The sequence below is a fragment of the Enterococcus sp. H57 genome, assembly GCF_003112495.1.
GTDB classification, from domain to species: Bacteria; Bacillota; Bacilli; order Lactobacillales; family Enterococcaceae; genus Enterococcus_B; species Enterococcus_B faecium.
Genome location: NZ_BEHC01000010.1, coordinates 137,878 through 157,552 on the forward strand (window position 1 = coordinate 137,878; position 19,675 = coordinate 157,552).

Here is a 19,675-nt window from a genome sequence, read left to right on the forward strand (position 1 = left end):
AAACATATTTTTATTTTTTTATATTGTTAAAAATTCACAATTTATTTTTTAATAGAATTATCTGTTTTCCAAATTTTATAACATAAAAAACCTTTTTTAACGGCATTTATATGCTTTTTCAGAAATTAACTGATGATTTCAAAAAGAAAACATGTCATAATATTTCCCATATTGTGCAAAAAAATACAAGGTGGAGGCTCTACTATGATTGAAGAATATATTGAGAAAAATATTTTAAGACAGCTGTTTTTATGTGGGCAATTCTATGTAAATAAAGAAGTCAATCTAGAAAAGCTCTCCAATCTCCTGCATGTTTGCAAAACCACTTTGCTCAATGATATCAATAACATAAAAAAAGAATTTGAAGAACAGATCGCTTATACACATCGGGAAAAGGACCGTTACACTTTATATTTTTCAGAACATATACCTCGATGCAAGATCATGCAGCAATTGTCTCAAAATTCGTTGTTTTTAAAAACTTGTCTGCTTTATTTGGAAGAAGATGAACCTGATTATCTTCAATTAACTGAATGTGAATTCATCTCTGTCAGCAAAGCTTATTCATTAAAAAAACAAGTATTAGCTTATTTTAATGACTGCGGGATCGAAATCGACCGCTACTCCCCTCGATTCACTGAAATGGAAAGACGTCTGCTGCTTCTTAATGTGTCGTATCGTTTAGGCGGTTTTAATTCTTGGGAGCTACCTGAATCGTTTTTTGAACGTGCCGATCGTTTCATTGAATCCGCAACGGAAAATAGTGGCAGATTTTATGATAAAGAAAATAAAGAAATCTTATTGATTGGTTTTGCTATCAGTTTCCTACGCCAGCAAGTGTGTGCTGTGACAATAGATTCAAAATTTATCGAAGAAATCAAAAAACGTCCTATTTACAATTATGTCGAATCAGCATGGGAAAACACTGATTTCCAAACCTATTATAAAAAAGAAGAATTCGCCTTTATTTTGACACTATTCAATCTTTGTAATTATGGTTTCCATTCTTATCAGTTGATTGCGGAAGACTTTCAACAGCTACACCAAGTGTTTATTGACAATACTCCCGAAATAAAAGAACTAGTTGCTACCTTTGAATCTCACTTCAATCAAGAATTATTCGGAAACCAACCATTCGAACGTGCGCTGATTCATCTGATGCGTTCGGCTTGGGATAACTATCAATTATTCATGCCAGAAAAATTTTATCTTCTAAATGAGGAACAGACAAATTTATATAAAGAAGTCCAGACAATTTTTTCCAGCTGGTCCAGCCAGTTACCTTATGATCTACGGTTGAATCCTAATTGCATGCGGGCTTTTGTGATCGAATTGAGCGGAATTCTCCGTCTGACAAAAGAACATCTGACTATCTATATCGTCACAAATTCGGATGTTCATTATCTGATTTATCGGGAAGCCTTGGAAGCTGTAACTACTTTCGATTTTCAAGTTGCACCAACAATTTATTCAAGTATATCTGATATAAAGAAGTATGCGCAGCAGTCCTCAAACCGGGTATTATGTGAACGTACATTATATACACCAGATGCGGTCCAATATGAAAATATTATTCCTATTTCGATCAATACGATCGATCGAGCTATCATTTCAGCTGTGCAAAACAAATAAGGGGCTGTGACAAAAATCATGTCACAGCCTCTTATTTGTTGAAGATGCCCATTTCTGTAACAATCTCTTGATACACATCAGGCTCACAACCTCACTTATTTTGGACATCTACGGGTCCGATCTCTTTATTTAAAAAATAAGAAATGATGGTTCGGATAACTACCAACGCCGCTAGTTGGAAAATATCCTGCAAGGTAGGTTTGATAATCGATTCGATGATCCCAGCTGAAACAAGAATTTCCAAACTTAGAAGTATATAGCCTCCCAACATCTTTTTAATAGCATTGTTCTCGCTGACTCGGTCGCTTTGCACTTTTGTATGGACAAATAAATATTTCAAAAAATCCTTGATTGATAGACAAACACCCCAAACCAATAAACAGATAGCAAAGATATCAAGTCCCAGTACAAGTTTTTCAAAATATGGAAGAAGAAACTGCATCAACTCTGTCGTCATCCTACCTCTCCTCTTCTTTGTTTTTCTTTGTCTTCTATTTCCTGATTCAAGAAATAAGAAATGACTGTTCGAATGATAATAATAAGTGCAAGCTTCAAAATATCTGTCCAAGTCGGCTTGATAACTGACTCGATGATATCAGCAACGACTAGTACTTCCAAGCTTAACAAAATATAACTTGCTAGCAGTTTTCTTGTATCTGCATTACGAGTATTACGTTCTGCATAGTTTTTCTTGACATGAGACCAATCAAAAAGTTTGAATAGAACAAGAACGATCCCGACAATTAAGATACCGATAGAACAAATATTTAAAATAGCAATGATCCATTCTAGAAATTCAATTAAATTTGAGCGAAACATATACGCTACCTACTTTCTTTTAATTTGTTCCTATTCTTTTATTGTAAAAGAAAGTTACCTTGTTCGTCTATTTAAAAGTTGTTCTAATGATAACGGTTCGCTTAAATTTTTCTTTTTCACTCTCCCATTTTTCTCCCTCCATCCATAAATCGTGGAAGTATCCAAAACAACGTAGCAAGTTAAAATAAGGCTTAGTCCGTCATCAGCTTTTCAAAGAAGCACTGTCTCGGTGCTTTTTTTGTACCCAAATTTCTAAAAATAGAACCATACACCTCCTCAAATCTTTTCTTCTTACCTACCCTATTTTTATTTACAGGAAAATCAGACACTTCTTCTTTTTTGTCAAAATTTCCTTTTTCTTCTCGTCCTATCATTTGGCATTCTAATAAAAACGAACTATCCTTGGATATAGAAAGAGAAAACAAGGAGGCGTTTTTCATGAGTAAAAAATTAATCAAAGTCGGCATCGGTTTAGGTTTGCTTGCCCTTGGCGCTGCATATCTAGGAAAAAAGACAGGACTATTCGAAGATGACAGTCATTTATATGATGAATTCGAATCAATCTAGCATCCTATTTAGTTGAATCACTACGGACATACTTGGAAGACATTGGAGGAATCACAATGAGAAAAAGTAAAGCAATAATGATTGGTGCCGGTATTGCCAATATGGCAGCGGCTGTTTATTTGATTCAAGAAGGCAAATGGAAAGGGGATCAGATCACCTTTTATTCATTGGATGATCACGGTTCAAATGATGGTGCACCGACCGACACTGTAGTGGATGAATATTGGAATAAAAACCATCCATTAGAAAACCAAAAAGGCTATATTGCTCGAGGCGGTCGCATGCTTAATTACCGTACCTATGTAGATTTGATGGATCTGTTAAGTCGAATACCTTCTGTTACTGAGCCAGGGATGACTGCTGAAGAAGATACGAGAGATTTTGATGCAAAACACCGAACCTTTGACAAAGCACGTTTGATGGAAGGTGGCAAAGGAATCATTGATGGCGGAAAACTGGGATTCAATAATAAAGACCGTATTCTTCTGACTAAACTGATTGCTATGCCTGATTCAGAAGAAGAAAAACTAGACAATATCACTATCGAAGAATATTTCAAAGATGATCCACACTTTTTTGAAACAAACTTCTGGTTTATGTGGGAAACAACATTTGCTTTCAGAACACGTAGTTCTGCTCAAGAATTGCGTCGCTATATGCATCAAATGATTTATGAATTCACTCAAATCGAACATCTAGTGGGCGTCAATCGAACACGTTACAATCAATACGAAAGTATTATGCTTCCTTTGATCGAGTACTTGAAAGAACAAGGATGCAAAATCATTTTGAACCGCCGTGTCACTGACTGGGAATTCAAAGAAACACCGATGCAAGATGAAATCACTGTGACTGGTTTGAAAATGACCAATACACTGACTCAAGAAGAAGAACACGTTGTGGTCGATGAAGATACAGCAGTTATTTTCACTAATGGGTCCATTACAGATTCAGCTACTTTAGGAGATTACGAAACACCAGCTGTAGAAAATATGGATTATGGTGCAGCTTCTAGTCTCTGGAAAAAAGCCAGTGAACGTTTCTACAACTTGGGAAATCCTGACAAATTCTTTGCTGATCGAGATGCAAGCGAATGGGTCAGCTTTACCCTGACGACGAAAAACCATTTGTTGTTGAATGAAATCACCCGTATCACGACTCAAGAACCAGGAAATGCCTTGAATTCATTTATTTCAACCACACCGATCACGCCGTTAGGCCAAAAAGATGTCAATATGTCTATCGTCGTGCATCATCAACCGCATTTTACGTCTCAGAAACCAAATGAAACAGTTATTTGGGGTTATTTCCTTTATCCAAGACGACGTGGCGAATTTGTGGATAAACAGTATATTAAAATGAATGGAAAAGAAATGCTAGAAGAACTGATTGGACAACTTTCAAAAGTAGATCCTGGACCAGTGAATATTCGTGAAAAAGAAACAGAAATTTTCGACAGCGTAATAAATAATATCCCTGTCTATATGCCTTATGCTTCCGCGTTGTTCAATAATCGTGCCAAAAGCGATCGACCAAAAGTCATTCCTAAACATTCGACCAATCTGGCCTTTACAGGAGAATTTGTCGAGCAGCCTTATCAGATGATCTTTACTGAACAAAGTGCTGTACGTTCTGGAGAAATCGCTGCTTTCCATTTTGCGGGTATCCCTATGTCACGTCTTGTCAAAACACCGCGTTACGACAAAGATATTCCTACTCTAGCTCGTGCCGCAAAAAAAATGTTTGAATAATCAAGAGGTTGTGAAAAAGCTGCCCTGCATCAAGTAATAAGAACAACCAGGCTAAAACAGCTTCTTATGTTTTTGATTTGGTTGGACTTATTACCGCAGATGCAAGCTTTTGAACACCGTTTACCAAGAGGTTGTGAAAAAGCTGCCCTGCATCAAGTAATAAGAGCAGCCAAGCTAAAACAGCTTCTTATGTTTTTGACTTGGTTGGACTTATTACCGCAGATGCAAGCTTTTGAACACCGTTTACCAAGAGGTTATGAAAAAGTCGTTTAGTTTCGAGTATGAAGAAAAATTTTGTGAAAATGGTTCCTCACGTTTTTGCATAAATTTGACTTAATACCGAGAAACTGATCCCTTCTGTCATAACCTCTTTTTATTTATGTCTGTTTCTTTTTGAAAACAACCATTTTTTCAACGTTTACTCTCTTGCCAATCCAACATCATCTAACAGATACAACTATTTCAATGATTACCATTACACTAAAAAATCGGAAACTCACCTCTCCGAACACAAATACATAAGACTATAGAATGTTTCATTTAAGAAAAAAAGCGTTTCATTATCAAAAAGGTAAGATCTCCTTTAAAATGAAATTATCTGTAGTACTAATAATGCAGACAATTTTATGAATCTGAAAGGAGCATCTCCAATGAAAGCAGTCACTTGGCAAGGAAAACAGAAAATGGAAATCAGAAACGTAGATGATCCAAAAATATTAGAACCAACAGATGCAATCATCCGTATCACAGCAACAGCCATTTGCGGCTCCGATCTGCATCTTTACCATCATGGTGAAGCAGTTTTGGAAAAAGGGTATATTGTAGGACACGAACCAATGGGAATCGTTGAAGAAGTGGGATCTCAAGTTCAAACATTGAAAAAAGGGCAACGTGTGGTTATCCCTTTTAATATTAGTTGTGGTCATTGTCATTTCTGCCTGAATCACATGGAAAGCCAATGTGATGAATCAAATCCAGATCAGTTATATGGCGGGCTTTTCGGATTTGGCAAGTTGAACGGTAATCATTGGGGTGGTCAAGCGGAATATCTAAGAGTTCCTTATGCAGACTCTACTTCATTTGTTGTACCAGATAATGATCTTCCTGATGAAAAAGTTTTATTTCTATCAGATATTTTGCCCACAGCTTATTGGAGCGTTGAAAACGCAGGAGTAAAAAAAGGCGATACAGTTGTGATTCTAGGTTCTGGTCCAGTCGGTCTATTCGCTCAAAAATTCGCTGTTATGGCTGGAGCAGAGCGCGTAATCGCAGTAGATCCAGTACAGCACCGTCTAGATAAAGCGGCTAATTACAATGGGGTTGAAACTTATTTCTTAGAAGACACGGCACAAGCTGGAACAGAATTGTATGAACTGGCTAAAGGTGGCGCAGATGTCATTATCGATTGTGTAGGAATGGACGGATTAGAGCCTGTCAAAGAAAAAGCGAAAAATTTAGTAAGCTTACAAAGCGGCACAATCTCTCCATTACAGATGGCATCGCAAGCTGTCAAAAAATTTGGAACAGTCCAAGTAACTGGTGTTTATATGACTCCAGCTTCTTCTTACCCGCTGCAAGAATTTTTTATGCGGGATATCGCTGTCAAGCATGGACAGGCACCAATTATCCATCTAATGCCAAAAATTTACGAAATGATTGCAGAAGGACTATTCGATCCTACACAAATCATTACTCATTCGCTGCCACTATCAGAAGCAGCACAAGCATATGAGATCTTTGACAAAAAAGAAGATAAAAATATAAAAGTTGTTTTGAAACCTTGAATTCAGTAAAAAATACAGGTGATTTTCTTTATGCCCAAAATCAAACGAAATACCCATGAGATCGAAATAGGAAAAGAAGAAGATATCGAAATACGAGGACGTCGCTTCCGCTTCTATTTCCAAAATCGTTACACATTGATCTCACTGGCTGTCGATTTATTAACCGGGATTTTCTATATTTTTGGAAGCCTTGCTTCCTTAACTAAAATCCCCGATCGATATGGCACCTATTTTTATTTGGCTGGTGCTATTTTCTTGACGATTCGTCCTATTCTCAGAATCGTAAGGAACATTTTTATTTACGACGAAAAAAAAGCAATGAAGAGAACAAGCAAAAAAAAAGAGGCATGAGATTTGAAAAAATCTCATGCCTCTTTTTTCACCCTATCGTATCACTTTGATACAGACGAGCGGTCGTCCCACTTTCTTCCTTGACCATTGTCAAAAATGTCCACTCGTATCGTTCATAAAACGTGGTATGATCTGTAATTAAGTAAAGTTTTTCGTACCCAAGTTGATGCATTTCTTTTCTGATTTCCGCTAATATCCGCTTGGCTATCCCCTGCTTACGCTTTTCCGGTTCAACAAACAGGGCACAAAGATTTGGTGTCAAATCAGGGCGGTTATGGAAGTCGTTTTCAATAACGCCCGCTCCTCCGACGATGGTTTCTTTTTCATCTAAGACCACATACCATTGAGGAATACTTTCCTTATTAGCGATTCCAGTACGAATACTTTCCTCATACACAACAGCAGGAACTCCCCATTTTGATGAAAACCACTTCGCACTTTGTTTTACTAATTCTGGGTGTTCTCTTAATTTGATCCAGTTATATGTAACCAATGTTTAAACCTCCGACTAAAATAAAACGTTTACAAAAATTATACAAGTCTTTATGAAAATTAGCAATGACAACAATAGTGATGTAAAAAAAACGGAAAACAATCACTTGTTCTCCGTTTTTTGATTAATCAAGCATCTAAAGCTTCTTTTCTTCTTTCTTGGATCGTAGCTACCTTGACGAACGGTAGATAGATCAAAATAGAAAGAACCAAATTGACAGCGGCTAGTACACCACCTGCAATACTTTTTGTTGCCAATACACCGCCAATAATTGGTGGAGTTACCCATGGAGGCATAACGGTAGCTGCTGGCACTAAACCTGTAGAAGTCGCAAAGTAAGCAACACTAACTAAGACCATTGGTGTCAAAATAAATGGAATGAACATGATCGGGTTCAACACGATAGGTAACCCAAACATCGTTGGTTCATTAATATTGAAGACACCTGGCGCAATCGACAAGTTTGTTACAACCATATATGGTTTGTTTTTACGTCCTACTAAATAAATAGCTAACAGTAAACCTAAAGTTGCACCTGTTCCTCCTAAGTTGACAAAGCTGTCAAAGAAAGGTTTGTTCACGATAAACGGTGCGCTATGTCCAGCTGCGATTGCATTAACGTTTGCTTCAATGGCTGGCGCATTGATTGTTTGCATCAAAGGATCGACCATATTCGCTCCGTGTAAACCAAAGAACCATAAGAATGGTGTGATAAATGCAAGCAGTAAGGCAGATGGATAAGAGTTTGCAAGTCCCATAAATGGTTCTTGGACCACTGTATAGAAAGAACCTACGATATCATCAACACCGAATGCAGCAAAAATTGCAGCAAATAAAGCAAACGCAGAGATAGTGATCATTGCTGGTAGTAATGAAGCAAATGCTTTTGCAACTGCCGGTGGCACACCATCAGGCATTTTGATGATCAATTTTTCATTTCCGCTTAAACGTACAAAGATTTCTGTTGAAATAATCCCAACAATAATAGCAATAAACAAACCGTTTGAGCTCATACCTAATGCTCCGCCTAAAGCGAAGAAAGAGCCTAAAGAAATCACACCTGCGGAAACACCGTCTTTTCGGTAGCCGTTAGCTAAATGATAAGCAAGCAAGAAAGCAATCAAGACAGAAAGAATGGCAAATGTACCGTTCCAAGCAGCAGCCCCGAATCCTTTCCATGATTCACCACCAAAAATTGAGTTCATCAATTCTTGGAACCCGGGAATCGGTAAGTTATTGATCATTACTGCTAATGCTCCTAAGATCATTAACGGCATACTCACCATAAATGAGTCCCGAATCGCAACTAAATGCCGTTGTGCACCAATTTTTGATGCTACAGGTATAAAATGTTTCTCCATAAATGCAACAAATTTATCCATAAATCTTCCCTCTTTTCTTTACTGTAGATTACGCGTTCAATCGACGATACAGATCAATGATCTCTTTTGCTAAATCTGTAAAAGCTATAGATGTCATCAGATGATCTTGACTGTGGACCGTCAAAAGCGTGACTTCAACGTGATTTCCTTGTGCTTCTTGTGTCAGCATCTCTGTTTGAGAGTGATGTGCTTGGACTAAAGATTCCTCTGCATCTTTGATTTTTTCATCTGCTAAATTGAAATCACCTTTTTTCGCAGCAGCAATCGCTTCCATTGCATCGCTTTTTGCATTTCCGCCAAACATGATCAGACCCATGATGGCTTCTAGATTTTTTTGATCTTCCATTTATTGTATCCTCCGATAATTTTTATTATTTGTTTATTAGTTTTTCTGCTTGGTCGAGTACTTTTTCACCATTCATCATGCCATAGTCAGCCATATTGATTACATCTAAAGGAATGCCTTTAGGTGCTAGCTTTTCAGCAAATTGATTTTGCATAAAGCGTACTTGCGGTCCTAAAAGTAAAACGTCTACATTTTTAGATTCTAGTTGATTATCCGCATCTGAAGCAGATACAGCAAAGATGTCTGCTTCCATTCCTTTTGCTTCTGCTGCCTTTTGCATTTTTGTGACTAGGAGACTTGTACTCATTCCAGCTGAACATACAAGCATGATTGTTTTCTTTTCCATTTTAAACACGTTCCTTTCTATACTTACACTTGTATATAAGCAAGTAGCGTGCCAGCTTTAAAAGCGCTTTAAAAAGTTGATATCATCACATTTAAGGTCTATACCAAGTTACATACACACTAAAAAAGAAAGCGCACACTAAACACACAAATTAATTTTTATTACCTTTTTTCTTTTAACGTGCACAAAAAAAGTTGTGACACAAAACTTGTCACAACTTTTTTCGAATAAACGGTATTCAAAAGCTTGCATCTGCGGTAATAAGTCCAACCAAGTTAAAAACATAAGATGTTGTTTTTACTTTGCTGTTCTTATTACTTGTTGCAGGACAGCTTTTTCACAACCTCTCAATAAACGGTGTTCAATCAGCTGACCCTGGGTATTAGCTCAAAACGCTGGATTCACAACCTTTTTTATTTCAAATAACCAGTAAATACAATGAACGTCTACAAAAAACTTCTATTTATTTATAGATTTCGTCAGGCAAATCCAATTCTCTCTTATCAATCAAAGTCTGATACCACGAAGCAGATTTTTTCAATGTTCTGCTTCGTTCATCGTTCAATTCGATTCGAACTAATCCATATCGATTCTTAAATGCATTCATTGGTGACACACAGTCAGTGAATGCCCATAACATATAGCCTTCGCAATTTGCGCCTTCTTCTGTTGCTTTGATCAAATAACGCAAATGCTGTCCGATAAATTCGATACGGTAATCATCTTGCACGATTCCTTTCTCATCCATATACTGTTCTTCATATTCTCTTCCCATACCGTTTTCTGTTATCAGCCAAGGGATATTATGATAATTTTCTTTTAGATACATGGCTATATCATACATGATTTTCGGATAGATTTCCCATCCCCTGGAATTATTCATTTTCTTCCCAGGTAAATCAAAGACTTCATAATATCGTTCTGGATGGAAAGGTGTCTCTTCATTCCATTGATAACGAGGAGCGCGAACGCGTTTAGGATAATATTGATTGATTCCAAGGAAATCTACTGTATGATGCTGAATCGTTTCTAAATCCTCTGTTGCAGGATCGAAATAAATCGATTGTTTTTGACACAACTCCAGGAACTCTTCTGTGTAGTACCCTTTTACCATCGGATCAAAAAATACTCGATTATAAAACAAATCATACATATAAGCAGCTTTTTGGTCTTCTGGAGAATTGGATCGAGCATAGACCATTTCAGGATTTAAAATACAGCCAATCCTTCCACCATAATTTCCGCTGCGGTAAATCTCTACTGCTTTAGCCGTTGCTAAAACTTTATGATAATTCCACATCATCCACTTTTTTGTGTTTTGTTCATGCGGCCAGCGAACAGCATCCAAATAGCAACGCGTTTGGGGAACGATTGGTTCGTTGAATGTAAACCAGTTTTTTACCCTATCACCGTAACGATCAAAGGCAATTTGAGCATACTTAGCATAAAAATCAACTACTTTTCTTGAAGACCAGCCATCATATTTTTCCAAAAGAAAAGCTGGGACTTCATAATGTTCCAAACAAATCATCGGTTCTACGTCTGCTTCGATCAAAGAGTCGATCATTTCACTTATATGCTGAGCATATTCTTCATCTACTATACAGTTCTCATAATCAGTAAAAAAACGAGCCCAATTGATAGAAGTCCGATAATGTGTCAGATGGATGGATTTCATCAGATCCACATCCTGCTGGTATTGTTCCATAAAATTAGTTGCTACGGCTGGGCCATACCCATTATGCCAAACAAAATGTTCATTTTTATACCAGCTATCTATAAATGAATCCTGTCCTTCTTTTTTTCCTTTCCAACCTTCCGTTTGCCAAGCAGAAGATGCAGCACCAAGAATAAAATTTTTTGGAATAGTAATTTTCATGATTTCCTCCTGTTTTTTAGACCCCATCATTTTCCACACGATTTGCTACTTTTACGAATGGCAGATAGATCAAAATAGAAACAATAATACAAACAAGTTGCGTAATAACTGCACCGATATTTCCTGCTGTTGCTAGATAAGCATTGACGATCGGCGGCATTGGCCAAGGGACCATTACAACTGCTTTCGCCGCAAACCCTAAAGCGGTTGCAAAATAACCAATCGTTCCTGTGATAAGAGGCGTTAAGATAAACGGAATAGCTAAAATTGGATTCAGCATGATCGGCATACCAAAAATAACTGGTTCATTGATGTTGAAGATCCCAGGAGCAAGGGATAACTTGGTGATTTGTTTCATATCTTCCCGTTTTCCAACTAACAATACTGCAATCAGTAAACCGATCGTGACTCCAGACCCGCCCATACTCATATACATATCCCAAAATGGCATAGTAATAATGTTCGGTACTTCTTTTCCAGCTTCAAAAGCTTCCGTATTTACAGCAATTGCCGCTAAAAGCAACGGTTCCCGTATCGGCTTCACCATTTGATTTCCATGGATACCAATCACCCAAAAGACTTGCGCAATAAACATCAATAGCAAAATACCCGGTAACCCTTGTACGACACCTTCTAATGGGCGTTGTACGACATTGTAAATGATATCATAAAGGTACATTCCTGTAAGTTCTTTGATGATAAATCCCGCAGCCGCGATACCCGATACAGTCAGAATCGTCGGGAATAAAGCAGAAAAACTAGCAGAAACATTCGTTGGCACGGTATCAGGCATTCTCAGCTGTAGTTTCTTCTGTTTCCTCAACCAGCAATAAAGTTCAATAGAAAGGATGGAGACCAACATTCCCAAAAATAACCCTTTCGTGTCTGTATATTGTTTAGCCAATACGTTTTCTACCCGTGGTGCTAGTTAATTTTAATATCCTAAAGAATATCTCAAAGTTCCTTCAAAACGTCGTTGTGCTCGACTTAATAGAACACTGGGTTCTGTTGCAAAGTTTTAAATAAAGAATAAAATCCCTTACGGTATCTATGATTTAAGCTGGGATTCCCAATAATACCTTGATTTCAGTACAGACCGAAAACCCGAAGAGAGTGCCTTCTTTTCGGGTTTTCTTATATAATCCTCGAATGGCTTCCATGCCTTTAATCGTGGTAGAGGCAGTGCGTAAACTTCGATAGAATTTATTGCGTCTCTTTACTGGACGATGGTCTTGTTCAATCAAATTATTCAGGTATTTAATGGTACGATGTTCTGTCCCTTGATAAAAGCCGTATTCTTTTAGTTTCTTAAAGGCACTTGTAATAGAGGGGGCTTTATCTGTGACTACAACCTTCGGTTCATCAAACTGCTTCACTAACCGCTTAAGAAAAGCATAGGCTGCTTGTGTGTCCCGTTTTTTACGTAACCAAATATCCAAGGTTAAACCATCTGCATCGATGGCTCGATACAAATAATGTCATTTTCCTTTAATTTTGATGTACGTTTCATCCATTTTCCATGAATAAAAGGATTTTTTATTTTTCTTTTTCCAAATTTGATAGAGTAGTTTGCCATATTCTTGCACCCAACGATAAATCGTCGTATGAGAAACGTTAATGCCACGATCATATAAGATTTCTTGAACTTCACGATAGCTAAGGTTATAACGAAGATAGTAGCCCACGGCTACAATAATCACATCCTGCTGAAATTGCTTTCCTTTAAAATGACTCATCGTCATTCCTCCTGCTATCTTTTTCTATTATTCTACCTTATCTGATAGTAGATTTAAAACTTTGCAACAGAACCAGTAAAAGCATCTATGAAAAAATGCGGAGCACCTCCCCAAAGTTCAACAGAAGAAATACCAATTTTCTGTTGATAAGCGAAAAATTCTTTGAGAGAATAAAATAAATAGTGGATATTCATTCCTGCTAAATGATTTATTTTAATCATAACTATTGCCTCCTATTAATGGATGATTAAGACTAAAAGAGTGTAGCAATGTATAACAAAACAGCAGAAACAAGGGTTAAGATGGCAAATATTTTGAAGCCAACCTTAAACCATTTAGAGAAATTAATCTCTGCGATGGCTAATCCTGCCAGTAATACACCACTAGTTGGGGAGATAATATTCATTAAACCATTTCCAAACTGGTTACTTAGAACAACAACATCACGACTTACATTCATTAGATCACCCAATGGTGCCATAACCGGCATCGTTAATGCCGCAGCTCCTGAGGAGGATGGAACAAAAAAGGAAACAATTACTTGAGAAATGAGTAGAATCGTAGTGAACAGGAATTTTGGAAGACCACCTAAAAGGTTAGCCAAGCTGTTTAGAATAGTGTCAATAATCATTCCACCTTCCAAGATTACCAAGACTCCTCTAGCTAGCCCAATGATTACAGCAGCATAGGCGAAATCTGAACAGCCTTCGACAAAAGCTTCAGCAATTTCCTTTTGAGAAAATCTAGCGATGCCCCCAGCAAAAAGACCTAATCCTAAGAATAGTGCAGAAATTTCAACCATATACCATCCCTTGGAAATGATACCCCAAATCATGATTCCTAAACCTACGATAAAACCGGCGATAATTAGTTTATCTTGTGTTGAAAACTCTTTTTCAGTGTCAAAATTTTGAAACTTATGCTTAACCTTTAAATCACTCTCATAAACAATAGAGGACAGTGGATTCTTTTTGACTCTGCTAGCATAAAGCATGGTGAAAACAATTGAAATCCCAGTAATGACAATCCAGGATAGTATCCGAAACCAAAGCAGGGGATTTCCGTAAACGCCAGCTACTCCCTGTGCGATTAAAACGTTGAAGGGATTAATCGTCGACCCAACATATCCCGCTTGTGTACTTAAAAATAGAATCAAGATCGCAGTCATGGAATCATAGCCAAGAGAAAACATCAGAGAAATAAACACCGCAAATAAGGGAATGACTTCCTCGCTCATGCCAAAGGTTGATCCTCCTAAGCTGAATAGAATCATCGACATCGGAATAACTAAGATCCCCTTATCTCCCAGAACTTTTGCTAAGGTAAACAGCCCTCGATCGATGGCTCCCGTTTTTAGGATAATCCCGAAGGCACCACCAACGATGAGAACAAAAGCAACAACCTCAACAGCTGAAATAATCCCTTCAGCTGGTGCCATTAGTATAGAGGAAAAACCTTGTCCATAATCTGCCTTATCGATTTGGTGATAGGTTCCCGGAACAACCGTTGTTTTTTCCATACCTGCGACGTTTTCAACAACTGTCTCAAACTGACCACTAGGAATTATCCAAGTTAAAATTGCAGCCAAAATAATTAAGATAAAAATCAATGTATAACTATGTGGGAAGGTGAATTTTCTTTTCATTGTTTCCATTTTTTAACCTCTCTTTAATTCGTTTTATAACGTTATATCGAAAAGCATTATTTCTTGTAAACTAAGTCACCATCAAGATAGGTAGCGATAACTTCCGCAGCCATCACTTTTTGCCAGTCATCAGTACAGAGGTCCTCGCTGAAAACAGCTAAGCTGGCGCTTTTCCCTACTTTTATTTCTCCGTACTCCGATAAACCATTTACTTTGAAGCTGTTGCTTGTAAAACTTTTCAGCAGCTCGGTTGTCGTGAAGCTTGTTTCTTTCTCCCAGACTTCTTCTCCTTCAGGAAAACGACGGAATACTGCTCTTATAATCGATTCAGGAATATCAGTAATAAACAGCGGTAAATCTGTACCGCTAGTGACTGTTACACCACTTTCCTCTAATCGACAATAATTAAAGAAGTCCTCTGTGGAAACATTTTTTATAACAGTTGACATGTAAGCCTCTTCTAACGTTTGATTCAAGCCGAGAATTTGTGGATATACCTCTGCTACTACTTGTCCTTCGTTCATTTTTTCTGCTGTCTTTTGAGTAACCATTTCCAAATCACTAATCGAATTAAAAACACCTTCAGGTAACCGCTTTCCAAATTCGACAAGAATTGACGCAGCTTTATAACCCGCTTTATCTCCTTCCGTTGTCAAACAGCAAGGAATCTCTACTTCATTGAATGCAGCAACTTCTGCTTTAATTGCCTCATAGTCAATCTCGGGTGAAGCTACTCCTGACTGATAAACACCGTAAATATCTCCACTACTATCCGCAACAACACCATCTACCATGATCTTCACTCCACCAAAGCGGACCTTTTCAGGGAAAACTTTTTCCTTATACTCATATAGAAGTTCATGCTGTAGAGGTTCTTGGACTGCCTGCACATATAGGTTACTAAGTATTTTCCTCTGAGGTATATTAGAAAGAAATTCTGCGTCATCAAAAACGATTTCTTTCATTGATATAACACCTTTTGAAAGCAGTAATGCTTCAAATTCAGCGTAAACCTCTGCTAAAAGCTTTTTGTTTGCTAGCATTTCCTTAATTAATAATACTCGACTTTCAGCACTGGTTTCTTTTTCTGTAAAACCATAAGTCTGCTTAGCAATAGCATTCATCCAACAATGGCTGCGATTTTTGTCGATCGCTGTGATTGGACCAAAGTGGTTTATTTCATTCAATAGCTCTTCTGATGGGTCAGTTTTCCACAGGGCAGCATCCCAGCCATGAGCATAAATTGGTTCATCTGCTTTTTTATGGTTCATTACAGCTTTAATACGCTCTACAGCCTCGTTAGCTGAAGATGTATCGCTTAAATCTATGCCAGCATTCATAGCCAAATAACCACTGAAAAATACATGATTATCATGAATTGCTGGCATAACGAATTGATCATCATAAGCAATTAATTCCGTGTTTTCATTTAATAGATCACTGTAATTCCAGTTGTTTTCCACCTTTTCAATGATCCCTTCATTGATTACAATATAACCTTTGAAAGGTGGCTGCTCTCCATCAAAAATCATTTTTGACCGCAATATTTGCTTCATAAATAAAATCTACTCCTTGAAATCAAAACAGGAAATCATAAGTAAAAACGATATACTTCTCCCAGGTAATATTGATTACCTACATGAATTGGTATGTTGTTTTGATCGTTGATTAAAGTATCCATAAAGAAAAAGGGCGTCCCAACAGCTACTTCCATTATTTTGGCAATTTGGTCATCAGCTGTGACAATTTCAAGTGCAGTTTCCTCAGGATTGATGGCTAAGGTACCTTGGACTTTAAGTACTTCATACAAAGAATCAGTCAGCTCTTCCTCCATTAAGAAACTATATCTTTCATAAGAAAAATAATTGTTTTCTAACATAATGGGGATGTTATCCGCCATTCGCTTTCTCTGGATATATAAAACATCATCACCTTGAGCGATATCGAGTTTTTTTGCCATCCCTTCAGTTGCTGGAATGATCTTGCGTTCCAAAACAATGCTAGTCGGTGTAAAACCATTAGATTTACAACTCTCACTGAAACCCATAACATATTCAATTTTACGAAAAACTTTATGCCGGTTGACAAAAGTTCCTTTCCCTTGTTTTTTAAGTAGGTACCCTTCTTCTACCAGTTCTTCTACTGCTTTTCTCACTGTGATTCGGCTGACCTCATAACTTTCTATCAGCTCTGATTCAGCGGGAATTTTCGTATTCTCGGGATACTCCCCTGTATTGATTTTATTTTTTAATATTTCTTTTAATTGTAAGTACAATGGTAATTGTGCATTTGTATCCAGCATTTTTTTAACCTCCACTTTACCGGGATTTCTTTCTTTAGGTTATCAAATGCAGGAATTTAAAACAAGCTCAATCGTAATGAATACCAAAGCCGAACGAACCGTCAACCAGACAAGACTTCCCAGCAAATTCATTCCCCTTTTTCATCGCGGTGACTATATCGTCCCCTTCGAGAAAATAAAGTAGGAAAGCTGTTAAGAAAGAATCTCCCGCTGCCATTGTATCAACTGGTTCTTCTAGCACGGGGTTCACTTCATAAAACTTTGCTCCATCATAACCAATAGCCGTTTTTTCTCCTCGGGTTGCAATCAATACATCATTTCGCTCACAAAAATGCTTCATCAAAAACTGCTTTACTTCTTCATCGGAAAAGTCTTCTATAGAAAAGAAGCCAAAATCAACTTTATCAATTGCCCGCTGAACCTCTTCTTCCGTAAAGTCGTCAGAAAAATCATAAGAAATCTTTCCAGAAACATTTTGTAACTCTTCTAATAGATGATTGACATGGCTATATAATCCCATATGAATCAATTCAAACTGGTTTAAATATTCTCTGTCTTCTTCAGTAAGCTGAATCGGGTATTCACGAGTAACACCTCCCGAATTGCTGCCAAGGAAAATCCGGTCGCCCTCATCAATCTTCACTCTGGCACAGCCATTCTCGCCTTTTTCAAAGCGAGAGTGACTGTTGTCCAGTCCTATTTCTTTTATTGCTGATAAAACATGAGCTGCCTCCTCATCTGAGCCAAAAACTCCCATAAAGCTACTTTCATGTCCCAGTTTTTTTGCAAAAACTGCAAAATTCAATGAATTTCCTCCAGGATACATAATTCCCAGATTTTCATATTTATCGACGACGTTATCACCTAAGCCTAATACCTTCATTTTAATCCTCCTAGTACTCCACTTTCCCCATATAGCGACGAACATCTAAATCATGATTGCGTACATCTGCTAAAGCTGAACGATATTCTGAAAGAATACTGTAGAATAAAATGGGATTGAAGAATTCAGAAACTTCATCTGATATCATATCCAATCCTAGTTCCTTTGCATCAACGATTTCTACTCTTTCTGCATATTTATCAAGGAATCGTTTTGCCCGTTCATCTAAAGCACGAGTGCGTCCAATGCTCATCAAGAGAATAAAATTCGTATCTTTGTCTGTTACTTCAAAAGGTCCATGGAAGAATTCTCCAGAATGAACAGAAGTTGAATCAAGCCATTGCATTTCCATCAAAGAGCAAATTGAAAAACCATAAGCATGTCCATATGATGGTCCACTACCTAAGATATAAAACATTGTTTCATCTTTGTACTTATCAGCAAACACTTTAATACGATCCTGCACCTGCTTAATGCCATTTTCAATTACGGTATCGATAACCTTCATGCCTTCTCTGAATTTACCGTAATGTTCAAATGTTTCGGTAACATTGACCAAAGATACAGTTAAATCAAGAATGATGGCCATAGGATTATTGACTATTTTTGCATCATCTCCCCATTCGTAAAGGAAACTATGATCAGAAACCTTTAATAAATCCGCAGTTTTATTATGAGTCAGACCAACAGTCACAGCTCCTCTAGCTTGAGCGACTTCTCCTGCTTTTACCGTTTCTGCTGTATTTCCTCCATGAGAACATAGAATGACAACAGATTTATCATCTAATTGCTTTGGGGTTACATGGTTAAATTCGTTCGCTGTATATAAGCCTGTAATACACTTCGATGCTTCGGCTTTAAGAAAATAATCTGAGACATACATATCTACCAGCGAACCGCCACAAGCCACCAAATAAATTCCAGAAATCTCTCCATCATTTTTTTCTACAATTGCGTTAACCGTTTTTGCTACATCCATCAACATTTCCTCCTTAAAATTTTAAAAATATTAATTTTATCCAAAATAAAAGTAACTGATTAAATGTAAAGATATTACATAACGTCATATAACGTCATGTGACATAATTGCATTGTATCCGCTTTCTTTGTGTTTGTCAATAGGAAAAATTTATTTCTCTAAAAAATATAAATAATCTGCAGTGAAACTTGAGTACATATACTAATTTCGAAAAATGCCTATGATTTAAATAATTATGGTGCTGGGATGAAGGTTTATAAGTTTGTCTTGATTTGTTTAGAAGAAATCGTTTTTGCACACAGTTGAATTAGGCAACTACTGGAGTGGAAAATAAAGTGATTTGACGGGTAGATGGGTGCACTTAAATTTGAAAATGGCTTAAAATGCTTTATTTTGAATTGCAGAATTTCTTTTAGTACGCAATTTATGGTCTTAAAACTGATTAAAAAGTGATACATTGATTTTAATACAATTTATGATACAAAAAATGACCTCCTTTCTTAAATAAAAGAGGTCATTTTGTTTTGTCTCATAATCGATTGTTTTTGATACAGTAGTTATATTCAGAAAAAATAAAGACTCTTCTGAGTTTATAATCCTTTGGATTATATACGGATACAGATGTAGACATAAAACAAGCTCAATTTTCAAAAATGGCATTACTCACCTTTTTGGTGAATTATTAATATTATTTGTCAAATTAAGCGAGACAAAACTTTCCATTTACGTAACTCAAAAAAACTTCTAATGGTGTTTGGTAATTTAGTGATTTTCTAGGGA

General features: G+C 37.0%; 20 protein-coding genes and 3 pseudogenes. 6 read left to right on the forward strand and 17 right to left on the reverse strand.

The features are described 5' to 3' along the window. Nucleotides 1-204: 204 nt before the first annotated feature. A complete protein-coding gene (locus DIZ30_RS03765) occupies nt 205-1,632 on the forward strand; it encodes a helix-turn-helix domain-containing protein (RefSeq protein WP_061573532.1) in 1,428 nt (475 codons plus the stop codon). Between the two features lie 91 nt (nt 1,633-1,723). Here DIZ30_RS03765 and DIZ30_RS03770 read toward each other — a convergent pair whose 3' ends face one another. The 3 genes from DIZ30_RS03770 to DIZ30_RS03780 form a co-directional block, all read right to left on the reverse strand. Next, on the reverse strand, nt 1,724-2,089 hold the full coding sequence (locus tag DIZ30_RS03770) for a DUF1622 domain-containing protein (protein ID WP_002287564.1): 366 nt from the start codon (nt 2,087-2,089) through the stop codon (nt 1,724-1,726). Further along, nucleotides 2,086-2,451, reverse strand: coding sequence for a DUF1622 domain-containing protein (locus DIZ30_RS03775; protein ID WP_002287567.1), 366 nt, complete (start codon nt 2,449-2,451; stop codon nt 2,086-2,088). Before DIZ30_RS03775 ends, DIZ30_RS03770 begins: the two co-directional genes overlap by 4 nt. 191 nt (nt 2,452-2,642) lie before the next feature. Further along, a complete protein-coding gene (locus tag DIZ30_RS03780; protein WP_002321251.1) occupies nt 2,643-2,891 on the reverse strand; it encodes a hypothetical protein in 249 nt (82 codons plus the stop codon). Between DIZ30_RS03780 and DIZ30_RS03785 the strand changes: the two genes are divergently transcribed. From DIZ30_RS03785 to DIZ30_RS03805, 5 genes are all read left to right on the forward strand, one after another. Further along, nucleotides 2,890-3,018 carry a hypothetical protein gene (locus DIZ30_RS03785; RefSeq protein ID WP_002287569.1) on the forward strand — a complete coding sequence of 43 codons (129 nt, stop codon included), beginning with the start codon at nt 2,890-2,892 and terminating at the stop codon, nt 3,016-3,018. The two genes, DIZ30_RS03780 and DIZ30_RS03785, sit on opposite strands and share 2 nt — an antisense overlap. 56 nt (nt 3,019-3,074) lie before the next feature. Next, nucleotides 3,075-4,769: an oleate hydratase gene (locus DIZ30_RS03790; RefSeq protein WP_002299871.1), complete on the forward strand. Its 1,695-nt coding sequence runs from the start codon at nt 3,075-3,077 to the stop codon at nt 4,767-4,769. 99 nt (nt 4,770-4,868) lie between these two features. Continuing rightward, nucleotides 4,869-5,042 carry a hypothetical protein gene (locus DIZ30_RS03795; protein WP_172442912.1) on the forward strand — a complete coding sequence of 58 codons (174 nt, stop codon included), beginning with the start codon at nt 4,869-4,871 and terminating at the stop codon, nt 5,040-5,042. 377 nt (nt 5,043-5,419) lie between these two features. Then, complete coding sequence (locus tag DIZ30_RS03800; RefSeq protein WP_109023102.1) at nt 5,420-6,553, forward strand: alcohol dehydrogenase catalytic domain-containing protein; 1,134 nt, start codon at nt 5,420-5,422, stop codon at nt 6,551-6,553. A 30-nt stretch (nt 6,554-6,583) separates the two neighbouring features. Continuing rightward, nucleotides 6,584-6,904, forward strand: a complete 321-nt coding sequence (locus tag DIZ30_RS03805) for a YrhK family protein (protein WP_002287574.1) — start codon at nt 6,584-6,586, stop codon at nt 6,902-6,904. A gap of 28 nt (nt 6,905-6,932) precedes the next feature. Here DIZ30_RS03805 and DIZ30_RS03810 read toward each other — a convergent pair whose 3' ends face one another. The 14 genes and pseudogenes from DIZ30_RS03810 to DIZ30_RS03870 form a co-directional block, all read right to left on the reverse strand. Continuing rightward, the gene (locus DIZ30_RS03810; RefSeq protein WP_002299899.1) at nt 6,933-7,397 is read right to left on the reverse strand and encodes a GNAT family N-acetyltransferase; all 465 of its coding nucleotides are present in this window, start codon (nt 7,395-7,397) and stop codon (nt 6,933-6,935) included. A 128-nt stretch (nt 7,398-7,525) separates the two neighbouring features. Continuing rightward, a complete protein-coding gene (locus DIZ30_RS03815) occupies nt 7,526-8,779 on the reverse strand; it encodes a PTS sugar transporter subunit IIC (RefSeq protein ID WP_109023103.1) in 1,254 nt (417 codons plus the stop codon). A 28-nt stretch (nt 8,780-8,807) separates the two neighbouring features. Beyond that, on the reverse strand, nt 8,808-9,125 hold the full coding sequence (locus DIZ30_RS03820) for a PTS lactose/cellobiose transporter subunit IIA (protein ID WP_002299897.1): 318 nt from the start codon (nt 9,123-9,125) through the stop codon (nt 8,808-8,810). 25 nt (nt 9,126-9,150) lie between these two features. Then, entirely contained in the window at nt 9,151-9,471 is a 321-nt protein-coding gene (locus tag DIZ30_RS03825; RefSeq protein WP_002287582.1) for a PTS sugar transporter subunit IIB, read from the reverse strand. 463 nt (nt 9,472-9,934) lie between these two features. Beyond that, nucleotides 9,935-11,350 carry a glycoside hydrolase family 1 protein gene (locus tag DIZ30_RS03830; RefSeq protein WP_002324343.1) on the reverse strand — a complete coding sequence of 472 codons (1,416 nt, stop codon included), beginning with the start codon at nt 11,348-11,350 and terminating at the stop codon, nt 9,935-9,937. 16 nt (nt 11,351-11,366) lie between these two features. Then, nucleotides 11,367-12,266, reverse strand: a pseudogene (locus DIZ30_RS03835) (PTS sugar transporter subunit IIC); the annotation flags it as partial. 18 nt (nt 12,267-12,284) lie between these two features. Continuing rightward, nucleotides 12,285-12,424: pseudogene (locus tag DIZ30_RS03840) on the reverse strand (IS982 family transposase); the annotation flags it as partial. After that, nucleotides 12,406-13,086: pseudogene (locus tag DIZ30_RS03845) on the reverse strand (IS6-like element IS1216 family transposase). The pseudogenes DIZ30_RS03845 and DIZ30_RS03840, both read right to left, overlap by 19 nt. A gap of 53 nt (nt 13,087-13,139) precedes the next feature. Next, the gene (locus DIZ30_RS13425) at nt 13,140-13,307 is read right to left on the reverse strand and encodes a hypothetical protein (RefSeq protein ID WP_159086154.1); all 168 of its coding nucleotides are present in this window, start codon (nt 13,305-13,307) and stop codon (nt 13,140-13,142) included. 32 nt (nt 13,308-13,339) lie between these two features. Next, nucleotides 13,340-14,740, reverse strand: coding sequence for a YfcC family protein (locus DIZ30_RS03850; RefSeq protein WP_104775475.1), 1,401 nt, complete (start codon nt 14,738-14,740; stop codon nt 13,340-13,342). A gap of 47 nt (nt 14,741-14,787) precedes the next feature. Continuing rightward, on the reverse strand, nt 14,788-16,287 hold the full coding sequence (locus tag DIZ30_RS03855) for an amidohydrolase family protein (protein ID WP_104775474.1): 1,500 nt from the start codon (nt 16,285-16,287) through the stop codon (nt 14,788-14,790). Nucleotides 16,288-16,322: 35 nt separating this feature from the next. After that, entirely contained in the window at nt 16,323-17,033 is a 711-nt protein-coding gene (locus DIZ30_RS03860) for a GntR family transcriptional regulator (protein WP_104775473.1), read from the reverse strand. Nucleotides 17,034-17,100: 67 nt separating this feature from the next. Next, nucleotides 17,101-17,916, reverse strand: a complete 816-nt coding sequence (locus DIZ30_RS03865) for a fructoselysine 6-kinase (RefSeq protein WP_002288615.1) — start codon at nt 17,914-17,916, stop codon at nt 17,101-17,103. A gap of 10 nt (nt 17,917-17,926) precedes the next feature. Further along, a complete protein-coding gene (locus tag DIZ30_RS03870; RefSeq protein WP_002336724.1) occupies nt 17,927-18,895 on the reverse strand; it encodes an SIS domain-containing protein in 969 nt (322 codons plus the stop codon). Nucleotides 18,896-19,675 lie beyond the last annotated feature (780 nt).

Bases quoted from the DNA above. Each gene is read 5' to 3' on its own strand.
- DIZ30_RS03765 (WP_061573532.1), top strand. From the start codon at position 205: ATGATTGAAGAATATATTGAGAAAAATATTTTAAGACAGCTGTTTTTA.
- DIZ30_RS03770 (WP_002287564.1), bottom strand. From the start codon at position 2,089: ATGACGACAGAGTTGATGCAGTTTCTTCTTCCATATTTTGAAAAACTT.
- DIZ30_RS03775 (WP_002287567.1), bottom strand. From the start codon at position 2,451: ATGTTTCGCTCAAATTTAATTGAATTTCTAGAATGGATCATTGCTATT.
- DIZ30_RS03785 (WP_002287569.1), top strand. From the start codon at position 2,890: ATGAGTAAAAAATTAATCAAAGTCGGCATCGGTTTAGGTTTGCTTGCC.
- DIZ30_RS03780 (WP_002321251.1), bottom strand. From the start codon at position 2,891: ATGAAAAACGCCTCCTTGTTTTCTCTTTCTATATCCAAGGATAGTTCG.
- DIZ30_RS03790 (WP_002299871.1), top strand. From the start codon at position 3,075: ATGAGAAAAAGTAAAGCAATAATGATTGGTGCCGGTATTGCCAATATG.
- DIZ30_RS03795 (WP_172442912.1), top strand. From the start codon at position 4,869: ATGCAAGCTTTTGAACACCGTTTACCAAGAGGTTGTGAAAAAGCTGCC.
- DIZ30_RS03800 (WP_109023102.1), top strand. From the start codon at position 5,420: ATGAAAGCAGTCACTTGGCAAGGAAAACAGAAAATGGAAATCAGAAAC.
- DIZ30_RS03805 (WP_002287574.1), top strand. From the start codon at position 6,584: ATGCCCAAAATCAAACGAAATACCCATGAGATCGAAATAGGAAAAGAA.
- DIZ30_RS03815 (WP_109023103.1), bottom strand. From the start codon at position 8,779: ATGGATAAATTTGTTGCATTTATGGAGAAACATTTTATACCTGTAGCA.
- DIZ30_RS03820 (WP_002299897.1), bottom strand. From the start codon at position 9,125: ATGGAAGATCAAAAAAATCTAGAAGCCATCATGGGTCTGATCATGTTT.
- DIZ30_RS03825 (WP_002287582.1), bottom strand. From the start codon at position 9,471: ATGGAAAAGAAAACAATCATGCTTGTATGTTCAGCTGGAATGAGTACA.
- DIZ30_RS03830 (WP_002324343.1), bottom strand. From the start codon at position 11,350: ATGAAAATTACTATTCCAAAAAATTTTATTCTTGGTGCTGCATCTTCT.
- DIZ30_RS13425 (WP_159086154.1), bottom strand. From the start codon at position 13,307: ATGATTAAAATAAATCATTTAGCAGGAATGAATATCCACTATTTATTT.
- DIZ30_RS03850 (WP_104775475.1), bottom strand. From the start codon at position 14,740: ATGGAAACAATGAAAAGAAAATTCACCTTCCCACATAGTTATACATTG.
- DIZ30_RS03855 (WP_104775474.1), bottom strand. From the start codon at position 16,287: ATGAAGCAAATATTGCGGTCAAAAATGATTTTTGATGGAGAGCAGCCA.
- DIZ30_RS03860 (WP_104775473.1), bottom strand. From the start codon at position 17,033: ATGCTGGATACAAATGCACAATTACCATTGTACTTACAATTAAAAGAA.
- DIZ30_RS03865 (WP_002288615.1), bottom strand. From the start codon at position 17,916: ATGAAGGTATTAGGCTTAGGTGATAACGTCGTCGATAAATATGAAAAT.
- DIZ30_RS03870 (WP_002336724.1), bottom strand. From the start codon at position 18,895: ATGGATGTAGCAAAAACGGTTAACGCAATTGTAGAAAAAAATGATGGA.